The organism is Reichenbachiella sp. MSK19-1, from assembly GCF_003590315.1.
In the GTDB taxonomy this organism is placed as follows: domain Bacteria; phylum Bacteroidota; class Bacteroidia; order Cytophagales; family Cyclobacteriaceae; genus Reichenbachiella; species Reichenbachiella agariperforans.
The window spans coordinates 562486-578160 of sequence record NZ_MIER01000016.1; the positions used below are offsets into that span (position 1 = coordinate 562486).

Sequence of the window (15675 nt, forward strand, 5' to 3'; positions counted from 1 at the left end):
ATCTGTTGGGGTTAATAGGTTGTTTTGTTTATCTAAACATTCAATCTATGAAACTGCAGCTCAAATCATTATCTATCCTCCTGTTCATCCTATTTCTTGTGTCTTTTTCGGTACGGTCTCAAGACTGTTTCGATACGAACGATTGCATACTCAAAGCCATCCAGCACGGCAGTACGTTAGAGGCGATTGCCTTCTATGACAAAGCCGAGGCACTCATGACTGCTGAGACTAATGTTCATAGTCACTATGATATTCTGTCTGGTAGAGGCAACATCTATCATGAGTTGAAAGACTACACCAAAGCCCTCCAAAACTACAACAAGCTCATACAGCTCAGGCCTGATGACAAGCAGGCATTGTCCGTAGGTTATTCCAACCGTGGCAATGTAATGAGTAGTAATGGCAACACGCAGGGAGCCATCGCTTCCTACACCAAGGCCATCGAGGTGTTTCCTCCAAATGTCGCCAACCTATATCGCCGTGCGAGTGCCTACCTCAAAATTGACGAAAGAGACAAGGCACTAGCTGACCTAAAACTAATGGCCGAGCTGGGTGCAAGCAGTGCCATCTATTATCTACAGTCTGAGTTCGACATAGACTACCGCGAACAACAAAAAGCAGCACTAGCCAAAGACGTACAGTGGCAAGGTATACAAGCCAAAACAGCCGAAGCAGAGCAATATATTAAAGAAGAAAAATATCAAGAAGCTAATGATCTCTACATCGAGATAGGCGATCTATATCGAGACCGAAACGACAATGAAAACAAAGCAACGGCATGGGTCAACGTAGCGCATGTCAAGAACCTCAAAAAAGATCACAGGGGCGCCATGACCTTTGCCTCCATGGCAATCGGAACAGGCTATCCTACAGGGTGGATGTATACCGAACTCGCACTCGCCAACTACTACGAATATGGTATGTCATCAGCTCTAGGTGTATGTCAGGAGGGACTAGGCAAATTCCCCAAAAGCAGCCAGCTTATAGGCTTCTACACCTACCTCTGTCGAACCGCAGGAGGAGAAGCCTACTCTGCCAAAAAATACGAAGAAGCCTATGGTTTCTATTATGAAGCATTCGCCTTTGATGACCAAGACATCGTCTCTATCAAATATGCAGGCCACTCTGCATATAGTGCAGGGTACTATACCAACGCACTCGAATGCTATGATAAAGCACTAGCCATCAACCCTTCATTGAGCACCGAGCTTAAGCCATTTGTAGACTATTGTAGATCACGAAGTAACTAATTTATGAACACGCGACGATTGTTTGGTCTTTGTGGCTTTTTCTGGATTGGAATCTGTTCTTTGGTAGCACAAGCTCAAGAGCCCGGCCATGAGCTACGCTTTGTGCTCAAACCAAAAGGGCATAAAGGTCTCATTCAGGATCTGAGTATAACGCCCGATGGTACACAGATTATCACCTGTGGTCGTGACAAAACCGTCAAAATTTGGGACGTAAATAGCTACGAACAGCGAGGGGAGATACTAGGGCATATCGGTGTAGAAGCACACGGTAGTGTCTACACGGCGCGTGTCTCTCCGAATGGAAGATACATCGCCACTGCTGGATACTTTGGGGATAGTGAAGACTACAAAACACTCGCAGATATTAGAGTCTACGATTTCCAGACTCAACAAATTGTACATACATTTTATGGTCACAATAAATCTATCAACAACCTTCGGTGGAGTCGGGATAGTCGGTATTTGATTTCTGCATCTAGTGATCAGAAGGTTGGAGTCTGGGATGTGAAAAATTTTGAATTAGATAAAATGCTCACTGGACAGGGAGATGCCATCTGGTGTGCAGACATCTTTGGAGACAAAATCGTAAGTGCCTCTCAGGACAATATGCTCTACCTGTATGATAAACGGACAGGTCAAATACTAAACACTTCCTACGACCATGTCGGGGCTATCATCCGGGTTGCTTTTGACCCTACAGGACAGTTCATTGTCTCTGGTGCCGACGATATGCAAGTCAATGTCTACGATGCTGACCTCCAGTTTTTGAGCGCACTGTATTTGGATGAGGTACCCTCCGCGCTGTCCTTTGACCCCAGTGGAAAATTCGTTTTCGTAGGATTCAACAACGGGAGTATCACCGTGTACCGATTCGATCAAGGACAACTCTCCCAACTCACGAGCTACCAGCCGCATCAAAAGGCGTTTGTAGCAGGTATCGCCATCACAGCAGATCAGCGAATCTTTAGTGCAGGTGGGACAGAGAGCAACATAGCCGTCTACCAACTCCATGAAGGAGGTGTTGATAGCTTGACCAATATCGCTGGTAGTACCCAAAAAGTCTGGGGTGCGGGGCTTAACGGTGACATGTTGGCCTTCTCGACGGGGAGTCAACCTGGCGGGTATATTGCGGGGCTCAAGGATGTCGATTTTTCTCATGGGTTCAATATGGTTAGCCGAGAATATGGTCAGATGGAAAAAGCCAATAACATCTTCAAAGCGACTATGGGAGGAGTCTTCACCGAACGAACGTCTATTTTCAAGGGGCGAAAATATGATTACAAAGTGCCTGTAGAAACGCTGGGTGGCTTACGAGCCTCCAAAAACGGCAACTCCTTTTTTGTCAAATACCTACCTGATCCATCCTTGGATCGGATAGAACCCAAAGGTAGATTCAAAGACTTACAGTTCGGAGAGATTCCTGTCTCTATCACAGATCACGCCACCAAATATGCACTTGCTTTCACACCTGACTCGCTACTTTTAGTCGGAGGGACAGGCGGTTACTTGCGCGCCTATGATCTCAGTGGACAGGTCGTTACTAGACTAGAAGGACACGAAGACGCTGTATTCACCGTCAACCTATCTACAGATAGTCTATGGGTCATCTCAGGTTCTCACGACCAGAGTATTAGACTTTGGGATGCCAAAAAATTAGGGAAACAAGAAAAGCTAGAACCTACGGCAACTTGCTTCTTTAGCAAAGAAGGCGAATGGATCGTCGTGACCAAACAGGGCTATTACATGTCATCTACCAGAGGAGGGCAGTATGTTGGGTTTCATCAGAATCAAGGTTTCCGATCAGAGGCCAAATTCTACCCTTTCGAAAATTTTGATCTCAAATACAACCGTCCCGATCAAGTCCTACAAATCCTCGGTATGGGTACCGATCAACTTCATAACTTGCTCTACAAAGCCTATCAAAAACGAGTCAAAAAGATGGGACTGAAAGAAGAGGATATGTCGGGAGAACTCAACTTGCCGACGGTAGAAATCTCTGGTGCGAGTCAGACTGTTTCAGACAAGTTTTATGACCTGACACTCTTCGCACATGATGAAAAACTTATGCTCGACCGTATCAATATCTATGTCAATGACATACCCATCTACGGTATTCACGGGCTCTCGGTACAAAACGAAAAAAACCGTCAGCAGATCACCAAAGCCCTATCCATAGAACTAACAGAGGGGAGAAACAAAATTCAAGTATCCGCTATGAATGTCTCGGGTATCGAATCCCTGAAAGAGACCGTACAGATATTCTACGACGGGAAGAGCCCCAAGCCTGATCTACATGTGGTCACCATCGGCGTATCCAACTACAAAGACAGCCAGTATGACCTGACCTATGCGAGCAAGGATGCGACAGATATTGCCAACCTATTTTTTGGTCATCACCAGCAATACAACCAGATTCATATCCACCGTTTCACCGATGCACTTGCACAGCGGGAACAAATATTGGCAGTCAAAGACAAACTGCTACAAACTAAGGTGGAGGATGAAGTGATTCTTTTCATGGCTGGGCATGGGTTGTTGGATGACAAACTGGATTACTATTTTGCGACACAGGATATAGACTTCAACAACCCCGCAGCACGTGGATTAAAATATGAAGAACTCGAGGGTCTGTTAGACGCCATTCCTGCTCGCAAAAAACTGATGCTTATCGATGCATGTCACTCCGGAGAAGTAGACAAGGAGGACACCAAACTCATCGCCTCTACCGTCTCGTCTTCCAATGTTTCGACCCGAGGATTTACCAAAAAGCCACAGCCCATCGGGATCAACAATACCTTCGAACTCATGCAAGAATTATTTGCTGACCTGCGACGCGGCACAGGTGCCATGGTCATCTCCTCTGCCTCTGGAGTAGAGTTCGCCTACGAGAGTCCCGAATGGAACAACGGCGTATTCACCTATGCACTACTCGAAGGGCTAAAGTCTGGCAAGTCAGACGCTGATGGCAATGGGGAGGTACAGGTCTCTGAGATCAAAGACTATGTATTTGACCGAGTGACCGAACTCACCCATGGCAAACAGCACCCCACCAGTAGAAGAGAAAATTTAGAATTTGACTTTGTGGTTTGGTAGCCCATATAGTCTTCCAAAACGATAGGTTATGAAAGGATTTGGTATATTGTTTATACTCATAGGGCTCGGGCTGGGCTACAATTTTACGGTACACATGCTCGATTATTTTGAAATGAAAAGCAAAAGTGTGGTCGTGGAAGGTCGTGTGACTGAAGTGAGTGATAACCGGTCAGAAGTGAAAGCATGGAAGGCCTACGAGGTGCAGATGGATATAGAATTTAATAGATCAGGAGTCCTGAATGTGACGACAGTATGCTGCTGGTGTCATAGTAAATATGAACGAGAAGAAACCTCCTGTGCACAAATCGGGGATACCAAAATGGTGCGCTATGTACCTACTGCACTCCAAGGAGAAGTTTCGAAACCTCATCTCCTACAAGTCACCGACACAGGGGATTACTATGATTTTTCATTTAGTTTTTTTCTGTTTTTTATTCCTTTCGTTTTTCTCCTTCTTGGTTTAGCCTTTGTTTGGATTGGCAGTATGTAGACGATATGCTAACTCTTGCGGTTTAGCGATGATAGGCCAGCACTCAGCGATAGAATGGTGAATATCGAATGGCTTTCATTAGTTTAGCATCCAGCTAAAACTAATACTATGAAACTACAGTTACTATCACTACTAGTAGGGTGCAGTCTACTTGCTTGTACCAGCCAATCGGAAGAAAAAACCGTTGATTCCACCACAGAAAATACTACAGAAATGCTCACACTTTTAGTCGGAACCTACACAGGTCAAGGAAGTGATGGTATCTACAGTGTGCAGTTCGATCCGAGTACAGGAGTGCTGTCCAAAAGTCAACTGCTCGTAGAGACGACTAGTCCGTCATTTTTGGCGTATAGCCAGGACAAACAAAAAGTATATGCAGTCAATGAAACCGAAAATGGAGGTGTGAGTTCATTTGCTTGGGACGAAAATAAATCCAAACTAAAGCTGGTCAGCCGCAGAGCCAGTGAAGGAGACTACCCCTGTTACGTATCGATCAACCCATCAGAAACCTTAGTCTCTGTCGCGAACTATGGCACAGGCAACGTCATCAGTTACCCGATAGATAAGTCAGGGGTCATCGCTACAGCTGGTGATATTCAGCAGCACGAGGGAACAGGGACTAATCCTGATAGACAAGAAGGACCACACGCACACTTTGCTCAATATTCCAAAGACGGAACCCAACTCTATGCGATAGACTTGGGCATAGATCAGGTGATTAAATATCCTGTAACAGGAGGTAAAATCGGAGCGGGCGAAACGGCACTCAATTTGGAACCTGGAGACGGGCCGAGACATTTGGTTTTTCATCCTACCAAAGCACTAGTCTACGTGATCAGTGAACTGAGTAGCACGGTGACCACTGCACAGGTCAACGAAGATGGTACATTCGAAACCGTCGCTCAAATCAGTACATTACCAGAAAATATCGAAGGAGACAGCTACTGTGCCGACATTCATATATCGGATGATGGTAGATACCTCTATGCATCTAACCGCGGACACAATAGCATTGCCATATTCTCAGTCGATGAAGAAACAGGAGCTTTGGCACGTATCGCCAATGAGCCCGTGCAAGGTGATTGGCCGAGGAACTTTTGCCTGACTCCAGACAATAAGCATATCCTGGTCGCCAACCAAAAATCTGATAACATCACGGTGTTTGAGCGAGATGATGCGACGGGAATGATGCACTTCACAGGCAATGAGATCAAAATATCACAACCCGTTTGTGTGATATTTTGATCAGAGGAATACTGATGAACTGAAACCAATAGAATGAATGAAAAATCCCTCCTTCTATAAATTTGAAGGAGGGATTTTTGATTCTAGACGTTCTTAGTTTACTAGTAAGCCATCTCGATAATTTTCTTGGCAACTTCTGGCGTGATGTCTCCATGCTCACCGAGTTTAGCCAGACCGTGATCTTTTAGACTTTGAGCCGCTTTACCAGCAAAGCCCTCATAATCTTCGGTATAATCTCTCAACCGAGTTTTGATGTTCATAGATTGATAAAACTGTTCCGTTTTTTCGATGGCTAATTTGGCCTTTTCTTCTACGGTACCTTCGGTCACATTCCATACGCGTTCGGCGTATTGTGCCAGCTTTTCCTTTTTCTTATCAAACTGATGATGATAGGCACTTGGCAAAATAATAGCCAATGTCCTAGCGTGATCTACTCCGTAGTGTGCTGTGATCTCGTGGGCGATCATGTGTACGGACCAGTCCGTCGGTACACCTTTTTGGATCAGGCCATTGAGTGCCATCGTACAACACCACATGAAGTTGGCTGCTACATCGTAGTTCGACGGATCAGCAATCACTTTAGGCGCTACCTCGACCAAGGTCTGCATGATAGATTCTGATATTCTGTCCTGAAGGTGAGCATTCGTCGGGTAAGTCATATACTGCTCTAGTACATGTGTAAAAGCATCTGCTACACCATTGGCCAACTGTCGCTGAGGAATGGTACGCACGACCTCTGGATCACAGATCGAAAATTGAGGGAACAACCCCGGCCCACCCATCGCTAGCTTTTCATGGGTTTCTTTGCGACTGACTACCGCGCCACTATTCATTTCGCTACCTGTCGCTGGCAGTGTCAATACCGTTCCGAAAGGCATGCCCTTGACCGTGCGGATTCTGTTCGCTAAGATATCCCATGGCGAATCTCCCTCATACAGTGCCGCAGACGAGAGGAATTTCGTCCCGTCGATCACCGAACCACCACCTACTGCGAGCAGAAAATCAATTTTTTCTTCCTTGATTACTGCCAATGCCTTGAGCAAAGTCTGGTATTCGGGGTTTGCTTCTATCCCTGCGAACTCTACTACCTCATGACCTTCTAATGCTGCTAGCGTCTGTTCGTATAAGCCGTTCTTTTTGATACTGCCTCCCCCATAGAGCATGAGTACTTTGCTATCTGCTGGGATGAGGGTTTTTATTTTTGCGATTTGGCCTTTGCCAAAAACTAGATTGGTTGGATTGTATAGTTCGAAATTCTTCATGGGTTATTCTTATTTGTTAAGGAGTTCAACTGATCTAAAGCAAAAATGTTTGGAGATGTCTGGCAAAATTGAACATCAAAAAACCCTGACTCTTGGTGAATCAGGGTCTTCACTTTCTTACACTACACTGCGTATCAGTACGCTTGCTTAGAAAGTTCTTTGCCTAGTGTTTTTCCAGTTTTGGCAAATGACTCAGAGATTCTATAGGCTGCATCGAAATCGTATCCTCCAGCTCCCTGACCAGGCGCTTTGCTCAAGTCTACTACTGCGATTTCTTGGCCATCTGCTACGAATGTAGCGGTCATACTGACGTAGGCTGGTTTAGACGAAATTCCAATGTGGTATCCTGGGTCTAAAAAATAGACTTCTAGTTTCAGGGTACAGTCTGCTCCCTCATTGTCTCTGCTGGCAGTGACTCCATCACCAGATAATACATCGTTGAACAAAGTCTCGAATTTTTCAAAGAATTTTCCGCCTTCTTTGTTTTCATGCCATGCAGCTACCCAAGCATCCCCTGATCCAGCTTCCTTCTCATTTTTGTCCGTTTGTTTTTCTGATAGATATTCTTCTTCGGACTTCTTTCCGATTTTCAAATCCTCATGGTAAGTGTACTCCATGTTGTAAGATTTGTAAGCAGACAATGCCTTGAGCTTACCAGAGGTTACTTTCAGCTTTTGAGAATACCCTGCAAATGCGAAAAGCACAAAAAAGGCCACTATAGTGGTTTTCATTAAATTGTTCATGTTAGATTATTTTGTTACAAAATCGTATGAAAATACGAAAGTAGAACCAATAATTTGAATCTGTTAAGGATAAATTTTGTGTCTCACCGTATAATCTCTCATGGCCTGCTACAATGGTTTCAGTTGGCCAACTATCTTTGCATCACGATCATAATTTAAAAGTAACCATGGCGATATCATCCACATTAGTCTACAGAGCAGACAAAGAATTCGAAGCAACCAATCAGGCAGGTAATACCATCCAAATGGACATGTATCCACAGGAAGAGAAAAAAAATCAATCCCCGATGGATTTAGTACTTTCTGGCCTGGCAGGGTGTGCTGCTGTGGATATCGTATCGATGATCAAAAAAAGAAGAAAAACTTTCGTAGACCTCAAAGTGGAGTCTGTCGCTGAACGTGCCGAAGGCCACCCAGCCAAGTTTACCAAGATTCACAAAAAATTCATTATCACCTCTCCGGATCTCACGGATAAAGAGGCCGAACGCATCATCAACCTAGCAGTTGAAAGCTACTGTAGTGTGGCCTCTTCGCTCTCCCCAGAGATCGAAATGACACATAGTTTCGAGATTATTCAGGGATAGTAAACCATAAGAATTTCCTGTGTTTCCTCTCAAATTAGAATATTTCACTAGAACTAGCGATACGAATCACTAGCTGTAGTGATTGACAGGGAGCATTTCTCATCCCACATTTGCATTATTTAGAACTAATCTAAATAATGCAAGCAAAACTCATTTACATATTTGCACTAGCATGTGCACTGTTGACCCTACTCTTCGGGGAGACTTTTGGGCAAGAAAAGTCTTTGCGTTTCCTCTCTAGTGATAACGAACCCATCGTAGGTGTTGCGGTACTACTCTATCCTCATGGTGAGTCAAAAGCCATTCAACGTGTCTCTGATTTAGACGGTCATGTCAGGCTCGGTTCGGTCGCCTATCCGCTGACGATAGAGACACAGCACATTAGTTTTGACCCGCTCAGCCAGCGTCTGGATCAATCTGACAATCACACGCTCTACCTCACCGAACGTAGCGACCTGCTAGAAGATGTGACTATCACCTCCGCTACCGAACAAAGTAGTTCGCTCAATACCACACTGTTCGTCGTGGATCAGATGGATAGTCAATCTATCCAGCGGTTAGGAGGCAATGACCTGAGCGATGTGCTCAACTTCAATAACAATATCAACGTGATGCCTGATCCGAGTACTGGACGATCAACAGTCAACATGTTTGGTCTAGGAGGGGAGTATGTCAAGATCCTCATAGACAATGTCCCCATGGTCAGTGACAATGGAGCTGGCAACAACATAGATATTACACAGATCAATGTGGATCAGGTAGAGCGCATCGAGATATCCGAAGGAGCTATGGGAGTGCTCTATGGTTCGAATGCAGTCGCAGGAGTGATTAACATTGTCACCAAAAAAGGTGGTGATACGCGGTTCAGTATACAAGCAGCCATCCAAGAAGAAACGGTAGGTGGTGAATACAACTGGTCTGACGAAGGCAGGCACATCCAGCGTTTAACGGTCAAGAGCCATCTCGGTAGCAAGCTTCATGTCACTGCTAATGCCAACCACAATGATTTCAAAGGCTTCAAAAATGATCATCAAGGAGTCAACTACTATGGCTCTGATGGAGTCAGAGGTTATGAATGGAATCCAAAAGAACAGATCCATCTAGGTGGGCAACTGCACTATAGCCTCTCTGCCAAAACTATCCTAACCTATGGGTATGACTACTATCATGAAGAATTATTCATTCATGATACGATTCTAATTGGCGGAGTAGGCATAGATGGTCTGCCAGAGTACAAAGCGCAAGACAATCGATACGTCACCGATAGACAAGCCCACCGCTTGAGTATTAACCACCGCTTTGATTCCATGCCCATGAATTTGTTCTTTTCCTATCAAGCGCAATCTCGGTCCAAAGAAGAATATGTCTATGATCTAGAAAGACAATCCAAAACCTCGTCAGGAGGACTAAACCTAGAACAATCAAGTGACTACCTGTATAGTAAAGGGACACTCAAAAACATACTGAATCAACTGTCGTGGTTGTCGATCACTGCGGGCTATGAAGCCGACTATCAGACAGGGTACGATGCAGTCGCTAGTGGAGCCTATTCCAGCGATATCGCCGAACAAAGCCTGAGTAACCTAGATGCTTTCGCCTTAGTAACTTGGACGCCTACTGCTGCTATCAGTATCACGCCAGGTCTCCGGCTCAATCATAACTCTGCCTATAATCAACACATGATCTGGTCCGTATCGACGCTATGGCGTGCACCGAAACAGTTTAGCGCCCAGCTGGTAGTAGGGTCGGCCTATAAGACGCCTACCTATACACAGCTTTTCCGATACTTTGTAGATGCGAACCATGACGTGACTGGCAATCAGGATTTGAACCCAGAGGACGGGATATCTGTCGTGCTCAATCTGAGCAAGTCCAGTAGTCTCGGTGAGCTACTGCTCAAAAATGAAATCAAAGGATCATACTTTGACATTCATGGCAAAATTGGTATGGCTATCATCACTGAAGAAAACCCTGATGCACCGAGCAGTATCCAGCGATCTACCTATCTCAATATCGACGAATACCAAACTATAGGTATCTCTACAAACCACCAATTGATCTACCGTGCTTTGTCCGCCCAAATCGGCGTATCCTACATCGGTGCTCGCCAGTTCGAACAAAACGAAAACCAAAATGAAGACTATGTATACACGCTATCGGGTACAGCTAGCCTCAGCTATTTACTCAGACCGCTGGAAACACAGTTTTCGGTCAATTTCAAATACAATGGATCGAGCGAACGGTATTACCAAGATGACGAAGGAGCTTATAAAGTCCTCATGGATCCGTATTCACTGATGGACATGAGCATCCAAAAGAGCTTTTTTGATGAAGCCTTTAGAATCAAATTAGGCGCACGAAACTTACTCAATGTGGTGCAAGTCAATGCTTCTGGTCTACCCTCTGCCTCGGTACATGGGGGTAGCTCACCATCTAGCATGGTCTTCGCCTACGGACGATCTTATTTCATCAACCTTTCCTACACTTTCAAAAAATAACACATAACAAAAATCATTTATCATAAAACGATGAAACATTATATCAACAAATTAACGGGTCTTCTACTGCTCACCATTGTCGTGGGATTCTCTGCCTGCGATGAGAACGAAGTTGAACGAATATTCGAGGCTTCTTTTCAGACGAGTACGGTAGGACTGGCTCAGCTGGACGAAACAGCGATATTGCAAGTCAATTTTTCTATCCCTACAGTGACTGAAACAACTGTAACGATAGACCTCAGTGAAAATGGTGTAGTCTACGGGACAGACTACAGTACCTCTCCGACTGCTACGGATGGCGTAGTGACGGTTACCGTTCCTGCAGGCTCAGAAAGTGCCAGCTTCAGCATCACGAGGTTGGTAGAGTTCATCGCCTCAGGCAATGACCTCACAGCTACACTCGCAGCGATTGATGGAGAAGAAAGTCCCGAATTCGTAGGTACGACTACAGTGTCTGTCCTATTCGAGGAGGTGATTGCCCAAGGAGGCACAATAGATCTGTTGACGGGAGGCTCAAATATGCCCAACCAATGCTACATAGACCTCAGCAACTTTGCACAAACGGCGGTTCGTAGGGACCAATGGGAATTAGCTTTTTACTCTGGTGCTGAAAATAGAGTCTTCCTCAACGCAGCATTATTGGTAACAGCGGTAGAAATTTCTGAGCACAATGATCTAGCTATCGTCAGCTCCGAAACAGTATTTGATACGCCACTTCAATTATCTTCTTTCGGCCAGCCCGTGACAGTATCTAATGTCGAAGAATTATTAGGAGGCTTAGAGCTTGGTTATAGTATGTATGGCCCATACACAGATATCAAAGAAGGTACGTTAGAGGGTACTGCTATTTCTGAAATCTCGGCAACTGATGAAGACAACAAAGTATATATAGTCTCTCTAGGTAGCGAAATCCCAGAAGAGCACAACCTAGAAGGTGGACTAACAACTACAGGAGACCACAGAGGCTTCTATAAGATCAGAGTACTATTAGATGGTGACCAGTACAAACTACAGTATGCACCACTTGACGAAACAAATATTTCGGAAGCTACCTTCAGTAAGAATACCAGCGCTAACCATACCTACTTCAGTATAGTAGACCAAAAAGAAGTAGCGGTGGAGCCTAGTGCCAGTCAATGGGACATCAACTTTAGCGGTGTATACTCTTATTATGGTTTTGATTTTGGGTTTGGTGCTGGACTGACCTATTCGGACTATGCTTTGCATAACACTCTCGGCGGTACTGCGCTCTATCAGGTGACGACTTATACCACGGATTCTGAAGGGATCACGACTACTCATGACGTCCCATCATACGATTCTTTCTCATTAAGTGATGTGGACGAAGCAAGTCTGATCAGTGACAACAGAGCTGTCATCGGTAGTGAGTGGAGGGACAGTAGTGCAGGGATAGCCAAAGATGATCGATATTTCGTCATACGTGATGCCGAAAACAACTACTTCAAGCTCAAGTTCACCAAACTCCTCAGTGACGAGGGAGAAAGAGGACATTCTCAGTTTGTTTACGAGCTACTCTAAATCGAAGGACATGAAGTCTATAATCATTTTTGTTGTTCGGATCGCACTGGGTGTGCTGTTGGTCTACGGTGGCGTGACCAAGTTCGTCCCTAAAGCCCCAAAAGCTGAATCCAGTGTGGTCAAACAAGATTTGCCGGATCATGTAGTCAAGATCAAAGCCCTCATCGGAGGAATGAAACAGAGTGGATACTTCTGGCCATTTCTCGGTGTGAGTGAGATTCTATGTGGTCTCTTCTTAATCAGCCAAGTGTTTTCCTTAATGGGTGCCGTCATGTCGGTACCCATTACACTCAACATCTTTCTCTTTCATGCATTTCTCGAACCACATGAAGTGGGCGAACTGATGATGACCGGTCTCTATCTAGGTGCCAATCTTTGTCTACTCGCCTATGATTACCCGAAACTGAAATTGATCTTTTTATCCAAATAACAATTTAAATCATGAAGCAATTAATCGCTGCTGTACTCATCCTCGTGACCAGTACGGCTATCGCACAAAACAAAAAGAAACAAGACATAGATGCCATCACTGCCATGTGTGGTTGCTACAAAGTCTCGTTCAACTTCGCTGAGACTTTCTCTCCCAATACGGACTATGCCTACTATGACAACTATAGATCTGGTGCACTAGAATATGTGATCCCTGTGGAAGAAGAGAAAGACAAAATCGTCCTTCAACATCTCCTTGTCATCGGTGACACCATGATCATCAAGCACTGGAGACAGGACTGGCTCTACGAAAACACAGACCTCTATACCTATGACAAAAACAGCCAGTGGACCTATACTAGTCTACCTGCCAAAGAGGTCAAAGGGCAATGGACACAAAAAGTGTATCAAGTAGATGACAGCCCCAGATACGAAGGCTCTGCTACTTGGGTGCACTACGATGGTCGTCACTACTGGGAAAATACTGCCGATGCTCCTTTGCCACGTAGAGACCGTACCAAACGAAAGGACTATAACGTCATGACCAGAACCAACCGCCAAGAGATCACTTCCTACGGCTGGTTGCATGAGCAGGACAATGACAAAGTCCTGCGCGAGGAGGATAGCGAAACACTGATCGCAGAGGAAAAAGGATGGAATACCTATACCAAAGTAGACGACAGCCAATGCCAAGTGGCTCAAGAATGGTGGACAGCCAATGCCAGCTATTGGAACGATGTACGCATCGTCTGGGACGAATTATTTGCCACCAAAAAGGACATAGCCATCAACATGAAAGTAGAGGATAAAATTCTCTACCAGCGTTTATTTGGATTAGAAAAAGAGATGATGGATGTGAGCCCATACAACTCCGAACTGGCACAATCCAAAATCAAGGAAGTCATCCAAAAACACTTAAAGAGCGATCAATTGCTTAGTGCTTTAAATTGAGTCAAAAGCGGGTGCCAGACGGGCATCCGCTTTACTTTTTTCATCTACCCAAAACCCTACCAATCATGAGTAAGTGCGAACCCAATGCCCTCATAGAAGGCCCCAACTATCACATCAGCCAATGCAAAAACTGCGATCGATTTGGCCTCCATTTCAACAACATCTTGATGGGGTTCGAAAAAGGAGATTTCTACACCTTCATCCGCGGCGTTAGCGAGACGGATTTTAACCAGCATGCAGTTTTCTTCCCTGACAACCGTGAGCGAATCTTGCTATCCACTCCTATTGCAGACCTCCAGATCAACCTCACCCGAGAAGAGTTCGAGGAACTCAAAATCGCCCTCATTCAGTGCAACCTCATCCTAAACGCCCGGGAAATGATTGGTACGTAAGGCTCATTTTGGAAATTGACCAACAGAGGTGCTATAGAAGAACTCATTAATCCTCTTCAGCGTCTTGAGAAGGCAATATTTCTATATCCTGAATCAATATCTTTTTGGCAAGCGCTTGGCCTGTTTTGGTAGCGGCGAGCCCCCCTTGTGCAGTTTCTTTGTAGCGGGACTCCATGCTCTGACCGACCTCTCCCATTGCTTCTGCACATTCGTCGACAGGTATCACGCTGCTGACGTGAGAGAGTGCGATCTGCGCAGATGAGTTGGCTATGGCCGCTGCACTGGCGTTGCGTACGACGCAAGGGACTTCTACGAGTCCCGCGACGGGATCGCAGACCAGTCCGAGCATGCACTGGATGGTGATGCCCGCGGCATTGAAGATCTGATCAGTCGATCCACCGAGGCAATATACGATCCCTGCAGAAGCCATCGCTGCTGCGCTGCCTGTCTCTGCCTGACACCCTCCGACGGCTCCAGCCAGCGAAGCTTTCTGCTCCAAGATCAAAGCAACGCCCGCCCCGATCAACAACGCTTCGTAGATCGTCTGATCTTCTAGATGATGTATGGACTGTAGGGTGGTGAACACGCCCGGCAAGATGCCCGATGCACCGGCAGTGGGTGCTGCGACCACTCGCCCCATGCAGGAGTTGACCTCTTTGGCACCTAGAGCGCTGGAGATCAATAATTTGAATTCGGGAGAGAGGACTGTGATGTCAGAGTTGGCGACTTTTTTGGCACCATTGTCGATCATGCCTGATCGGGATTTCATCTCCTCTGTCGTACCGGTATGGACGGCATCTTTCATGACCTGGTAGGCTTTGGCTAAGCCCGACCAGATGTCAGATTCGGAAGCACCTTTTTGCTCCTTCTCATAGTCCAGTACTACCTCATGTAGCTGCTGATTATGAGTTTGGCTATAGGTCTTCCATCCTTCGAAACTATCGAATAGAAAACACATTATTTTTGGGGTTTGTTGTGGAACAAAGGTAGTGAAGGATCTACAATTGTCCTTGTTTGATCTTAGGGGAAGAGTGGTGTTGACGGAGAAGGTAAATCCAAATGGTGGACGACTACCAAATTCACCTTTAGCAACTTAAATCATACTTTCAGCAAGTTTCTCCATAGGAGAGTTAATTCTTCATTGTATTTTCGTCAGTATGATGAGTTCAAACCTAAAACAGATATTTCTTTTACTTTTT

13 protein-coding genes are annotated in these 15675 nt (G+C 45.3%); 10 read left to right on the plus strand and 3 right to left on the minus strand.

Annotated elements, in window-relative coordinates:
* Positions 1-47 precede the first annotated feature (47 nt).
* The 4 genes from BGP76_RS15040 to BGP76_RS15055 all read left to right on the plus strand — a co-directional run bounded on the left by BGP76_RS15040 (position 48) and on the right by BGP76_RS15055 (position 6078).
* A complete protein-coding gene (locus tag BGP76_RS15040) occupies positions 48-1250 on the plus strand; it encodes a tetratricopeptide repeat protein (protein WP_073121355.1) in 1203 nt (400 codons plus the stop codon).
* Between the two features lie 3 nt (positions 1251-1253).
* Positions 1254-4343, plus strand: coding sequence for a caspase family protein (locus tag BGP76_RS15045; RefSeq protein WP_119845298.1), 3090 nt, complete (start codon positions 1254-1256; stop codon positions 4341-4343).
* A gap of 28 nt (positions 4344-4371) precedes the next feature.
* Positions 4372-4833: a DUF3592 domain-containing protein gene (locus tag BGP76_RS15050; protein ID WP_073121351.1), complete on the plus strand. Its 462-nt coding sequence runs from the start codon at positions 4372-4374 to the stop codon at positions 4831-4833.
* Positions 4834-4941: 108 nt separating this feature from the next.
* Entirely contained in the window at positions 4942-6078 is a 1137-nt protein-coding gene (locus tag BGP76_RS15055) for a lactonase family protein (protein ID WP_119845299.1), read from the plus strand.
* A 101-nt stretch (positions 6079-6179) separates the two neighbouring features.
* Here the strand turns inward: BGP76_RS15055 and BGP76_RS15060 are convergent, their stop codons facing one another.
* Together BGP76_RS15060 and BGP76_RS15065 are read right to left on the minus strand one after the other, a co-directional pair.
* The gene (locus tag BGP76_RS15060) at positions 6180-7340 is read right to left on the minus strand and encodes an iron-containing alcohol dehydrogenase (RefSeq protein ID WP_073121349.1); all 1161 of its coding nucleotides are present in this window, start codon (positions 7338-7340) and stop codon (positions 6180-6182) included.
* Positions 7341-7474: 134 nt separating this feature from the next.
* Positions 7475-8083: a hypothetical protein gene (locus tag BGP76_RS15065; RefSeq protein ID WP_139280946.1), complete on the minus strand. Its 609-nt coding sequence runs from the start codon at positions 8081-8083 to the stop codon at positions 7475-7477.
* Positions 8084-8250: 167 nt separating this feature from the next.
* Between BGP76_RS15065 and BGP76_RS15070 the strand changes: the two genes are divergently transcribed.
* From BGP76_RS15070 to BGP76_RS15095, 6 genes are all read left to right on the plus strand, one after another.
* Positions 8251-8667 carry an OsmC family protein gene (locus tag BGP76_RS15070; RefSeq protein WP_073121345.1) on the plus strand — a complete coding sequence of 139 codons (417 nt, stop codon included), beginning with the start codon at positions 8251-8253 and terminating at the stop codon, positions 8665-8667.
* 137 nt (positions 8668-8804) lie between these two features.
* Positions 8805-11165 (plus strand): TonB-dependent siderophore receptor, encoded by a 2361-nt coding sequence (locus tag BGP76_RS15075; RefSeq protein WP_119845300.1) that lies wholly within the window; start codon positions 8805-8807, stop codon positions 11163-11165.
* A gap of 30 nt (positions 11166-11195) precedes the next feature.
* Positions 11196-12704, plus strand: a complete 1509-nt coding sequence (locus BGP76_RS15080) for an HmuY family protein (protein WP_119845301.1) — start codon at positions 11196-11198, stop codon at positions 12702-12704.
* 10 nt (positions 12705-12714) lie between these two features.
* A complete protein-coding gene (locus BGP76_RS15085; RefSeq protein ID WP_073121338.1) occupies positions 12715-13134 on the plus strand; it encodes a DoxX family membrane protein in 420 nt (139 codons plus the stop codon).
* 11 nt (positions 13135-13145) lie between these two features.
* Complete coding sequence (locus tag BGP76_RS15090) at positions 13146-14084, plus strand: DUF6607 family protein (protein WP_119845303.1); 939 nt, start codon at positions 13146-13148, stop codon at positions 14082-14084.
* Positions 14085-14149: 65 nt separating this feature from the next.
* On the plus strand, positions 14150-14476 hold the full coding sequence (locus BGP76_RS15095; protein ID WP_073121334.1) for a DUF6686 family protein: 327 nt from the start codon (positions 14150-14152) through the stop codon (positions 14474-14476).
* A 46-nt stretch (positions 14477-14522) separates the two neighbouring features.
* Here the strand turns inward: BGP76_RS15095 and BGP76_RS15100 are convergent, their stop codons facing one another.
* Positions 14523-15434, minus strand: coding sequence for an L-serine ammonia-lyase, iron-sulfur-dependent, subunit beta (locus BGP76_RS15100; protein ID WP_073121332.1), 912 nt, complete (start codon positions 15432-15434; stop codon positions 14523-14525).
* Positions 15435-15675 lie beyond the last annotated feature (241 nt).

Excerpts from the sequence above, each read along its gene's own strand:
- BGP76_RS15040 (WP_073121355.1), top strand. The coding sequence starts at position 48 with ATGAAACTGCAGCTCAAATCATTATCTATCCTCCTGTTCATCCTATTT.
- BGP76_RS15080 (WP_119845301.1), top strand. The coding sequence starts at position 11,196 with ATGAAACATTATATCAACAAATTAACGGGTCTTCTACTGCTCACCATT.
- BGP76_RS15060 (WP_073121349.1), bottom strand. The coding sequence starts at position 7,340 with ATGAAGAATTTCGAACTATACAATCCAACCAATCTAGTTTTTGGCAAA.
- BGP76_RS15090 (WP_119845303.1), top strand. The coding sequence starts at position 13,146 with ATGAAGCAATTAATCGCTGCTGTACTCATCCTCGTGACCAGTACGGCT.
- BGP76_RS15045 (WP_119845298.1), top strand. The coding sequence starts at position 1,254 with ATGAACACGCGACGATTGTTTGGTCTTTGTGGCTTTTTCTGGATTGGA.
- BGP76_RS15065 (WP_139280946.1), bottom strand. The coding sequence starts at position 8,083 with ATGAACAATTTAATGAAAACCACTATAGTGGCCTTTTTTGTGCTTTTC.
- BGP76_RS15050 (WP_073121351.1), top strand. The coding sequence starts at position 4,372 with ATGAAAGGATTTGGTATATTGTTTATACTCATAGGGCTCGGGCTGGGC.
- BGP76_RS15085 (WP_073121338.1), top strand. The coding sequence starts at position 12,715 with ATGAAGTCTATAATCATTTTTGTTGTTCGGATCGCACTGGGTGTGCTG.
- BGP76_RS15070 (WP_073121345.1), top strand. The coding sequence starts at position 8,251 with ATGGCGATATCATCCACATTAGTCTACAGAGCAGACAAAGAATTCGAA.
- BGP76_RS15095 (WP_073121334.1), top strand. The coding sequence starts at position 14,150 with ATGAGTAAGTGCGAACCCAATGCCCTCATAGAAGGCCCCAACTATCAC.
- BGP76_RS15100 (WP_073121332.1), bottom strand. The coding sequence starts at position 15,434 with ATGTGTTTTCTATTCGATAGTTTCGAAGGATGGAAGACCTATAGCCAA.
- BGP76_RS15055 (WP_119845299.1), top strand. The coding sequence starts at position 4,942 with ATGAAACTACAGTTACTATCACTACTAGTAGGGTGCAGTCTACTTGCT.
- BGP76_RS15075 (WP_119845300.1), top strand. The coding sequence starts at position 8,805 with ATGCAAGCAAAACTCATTTACATATTTGCACTAGCATGTGCACTGTTG.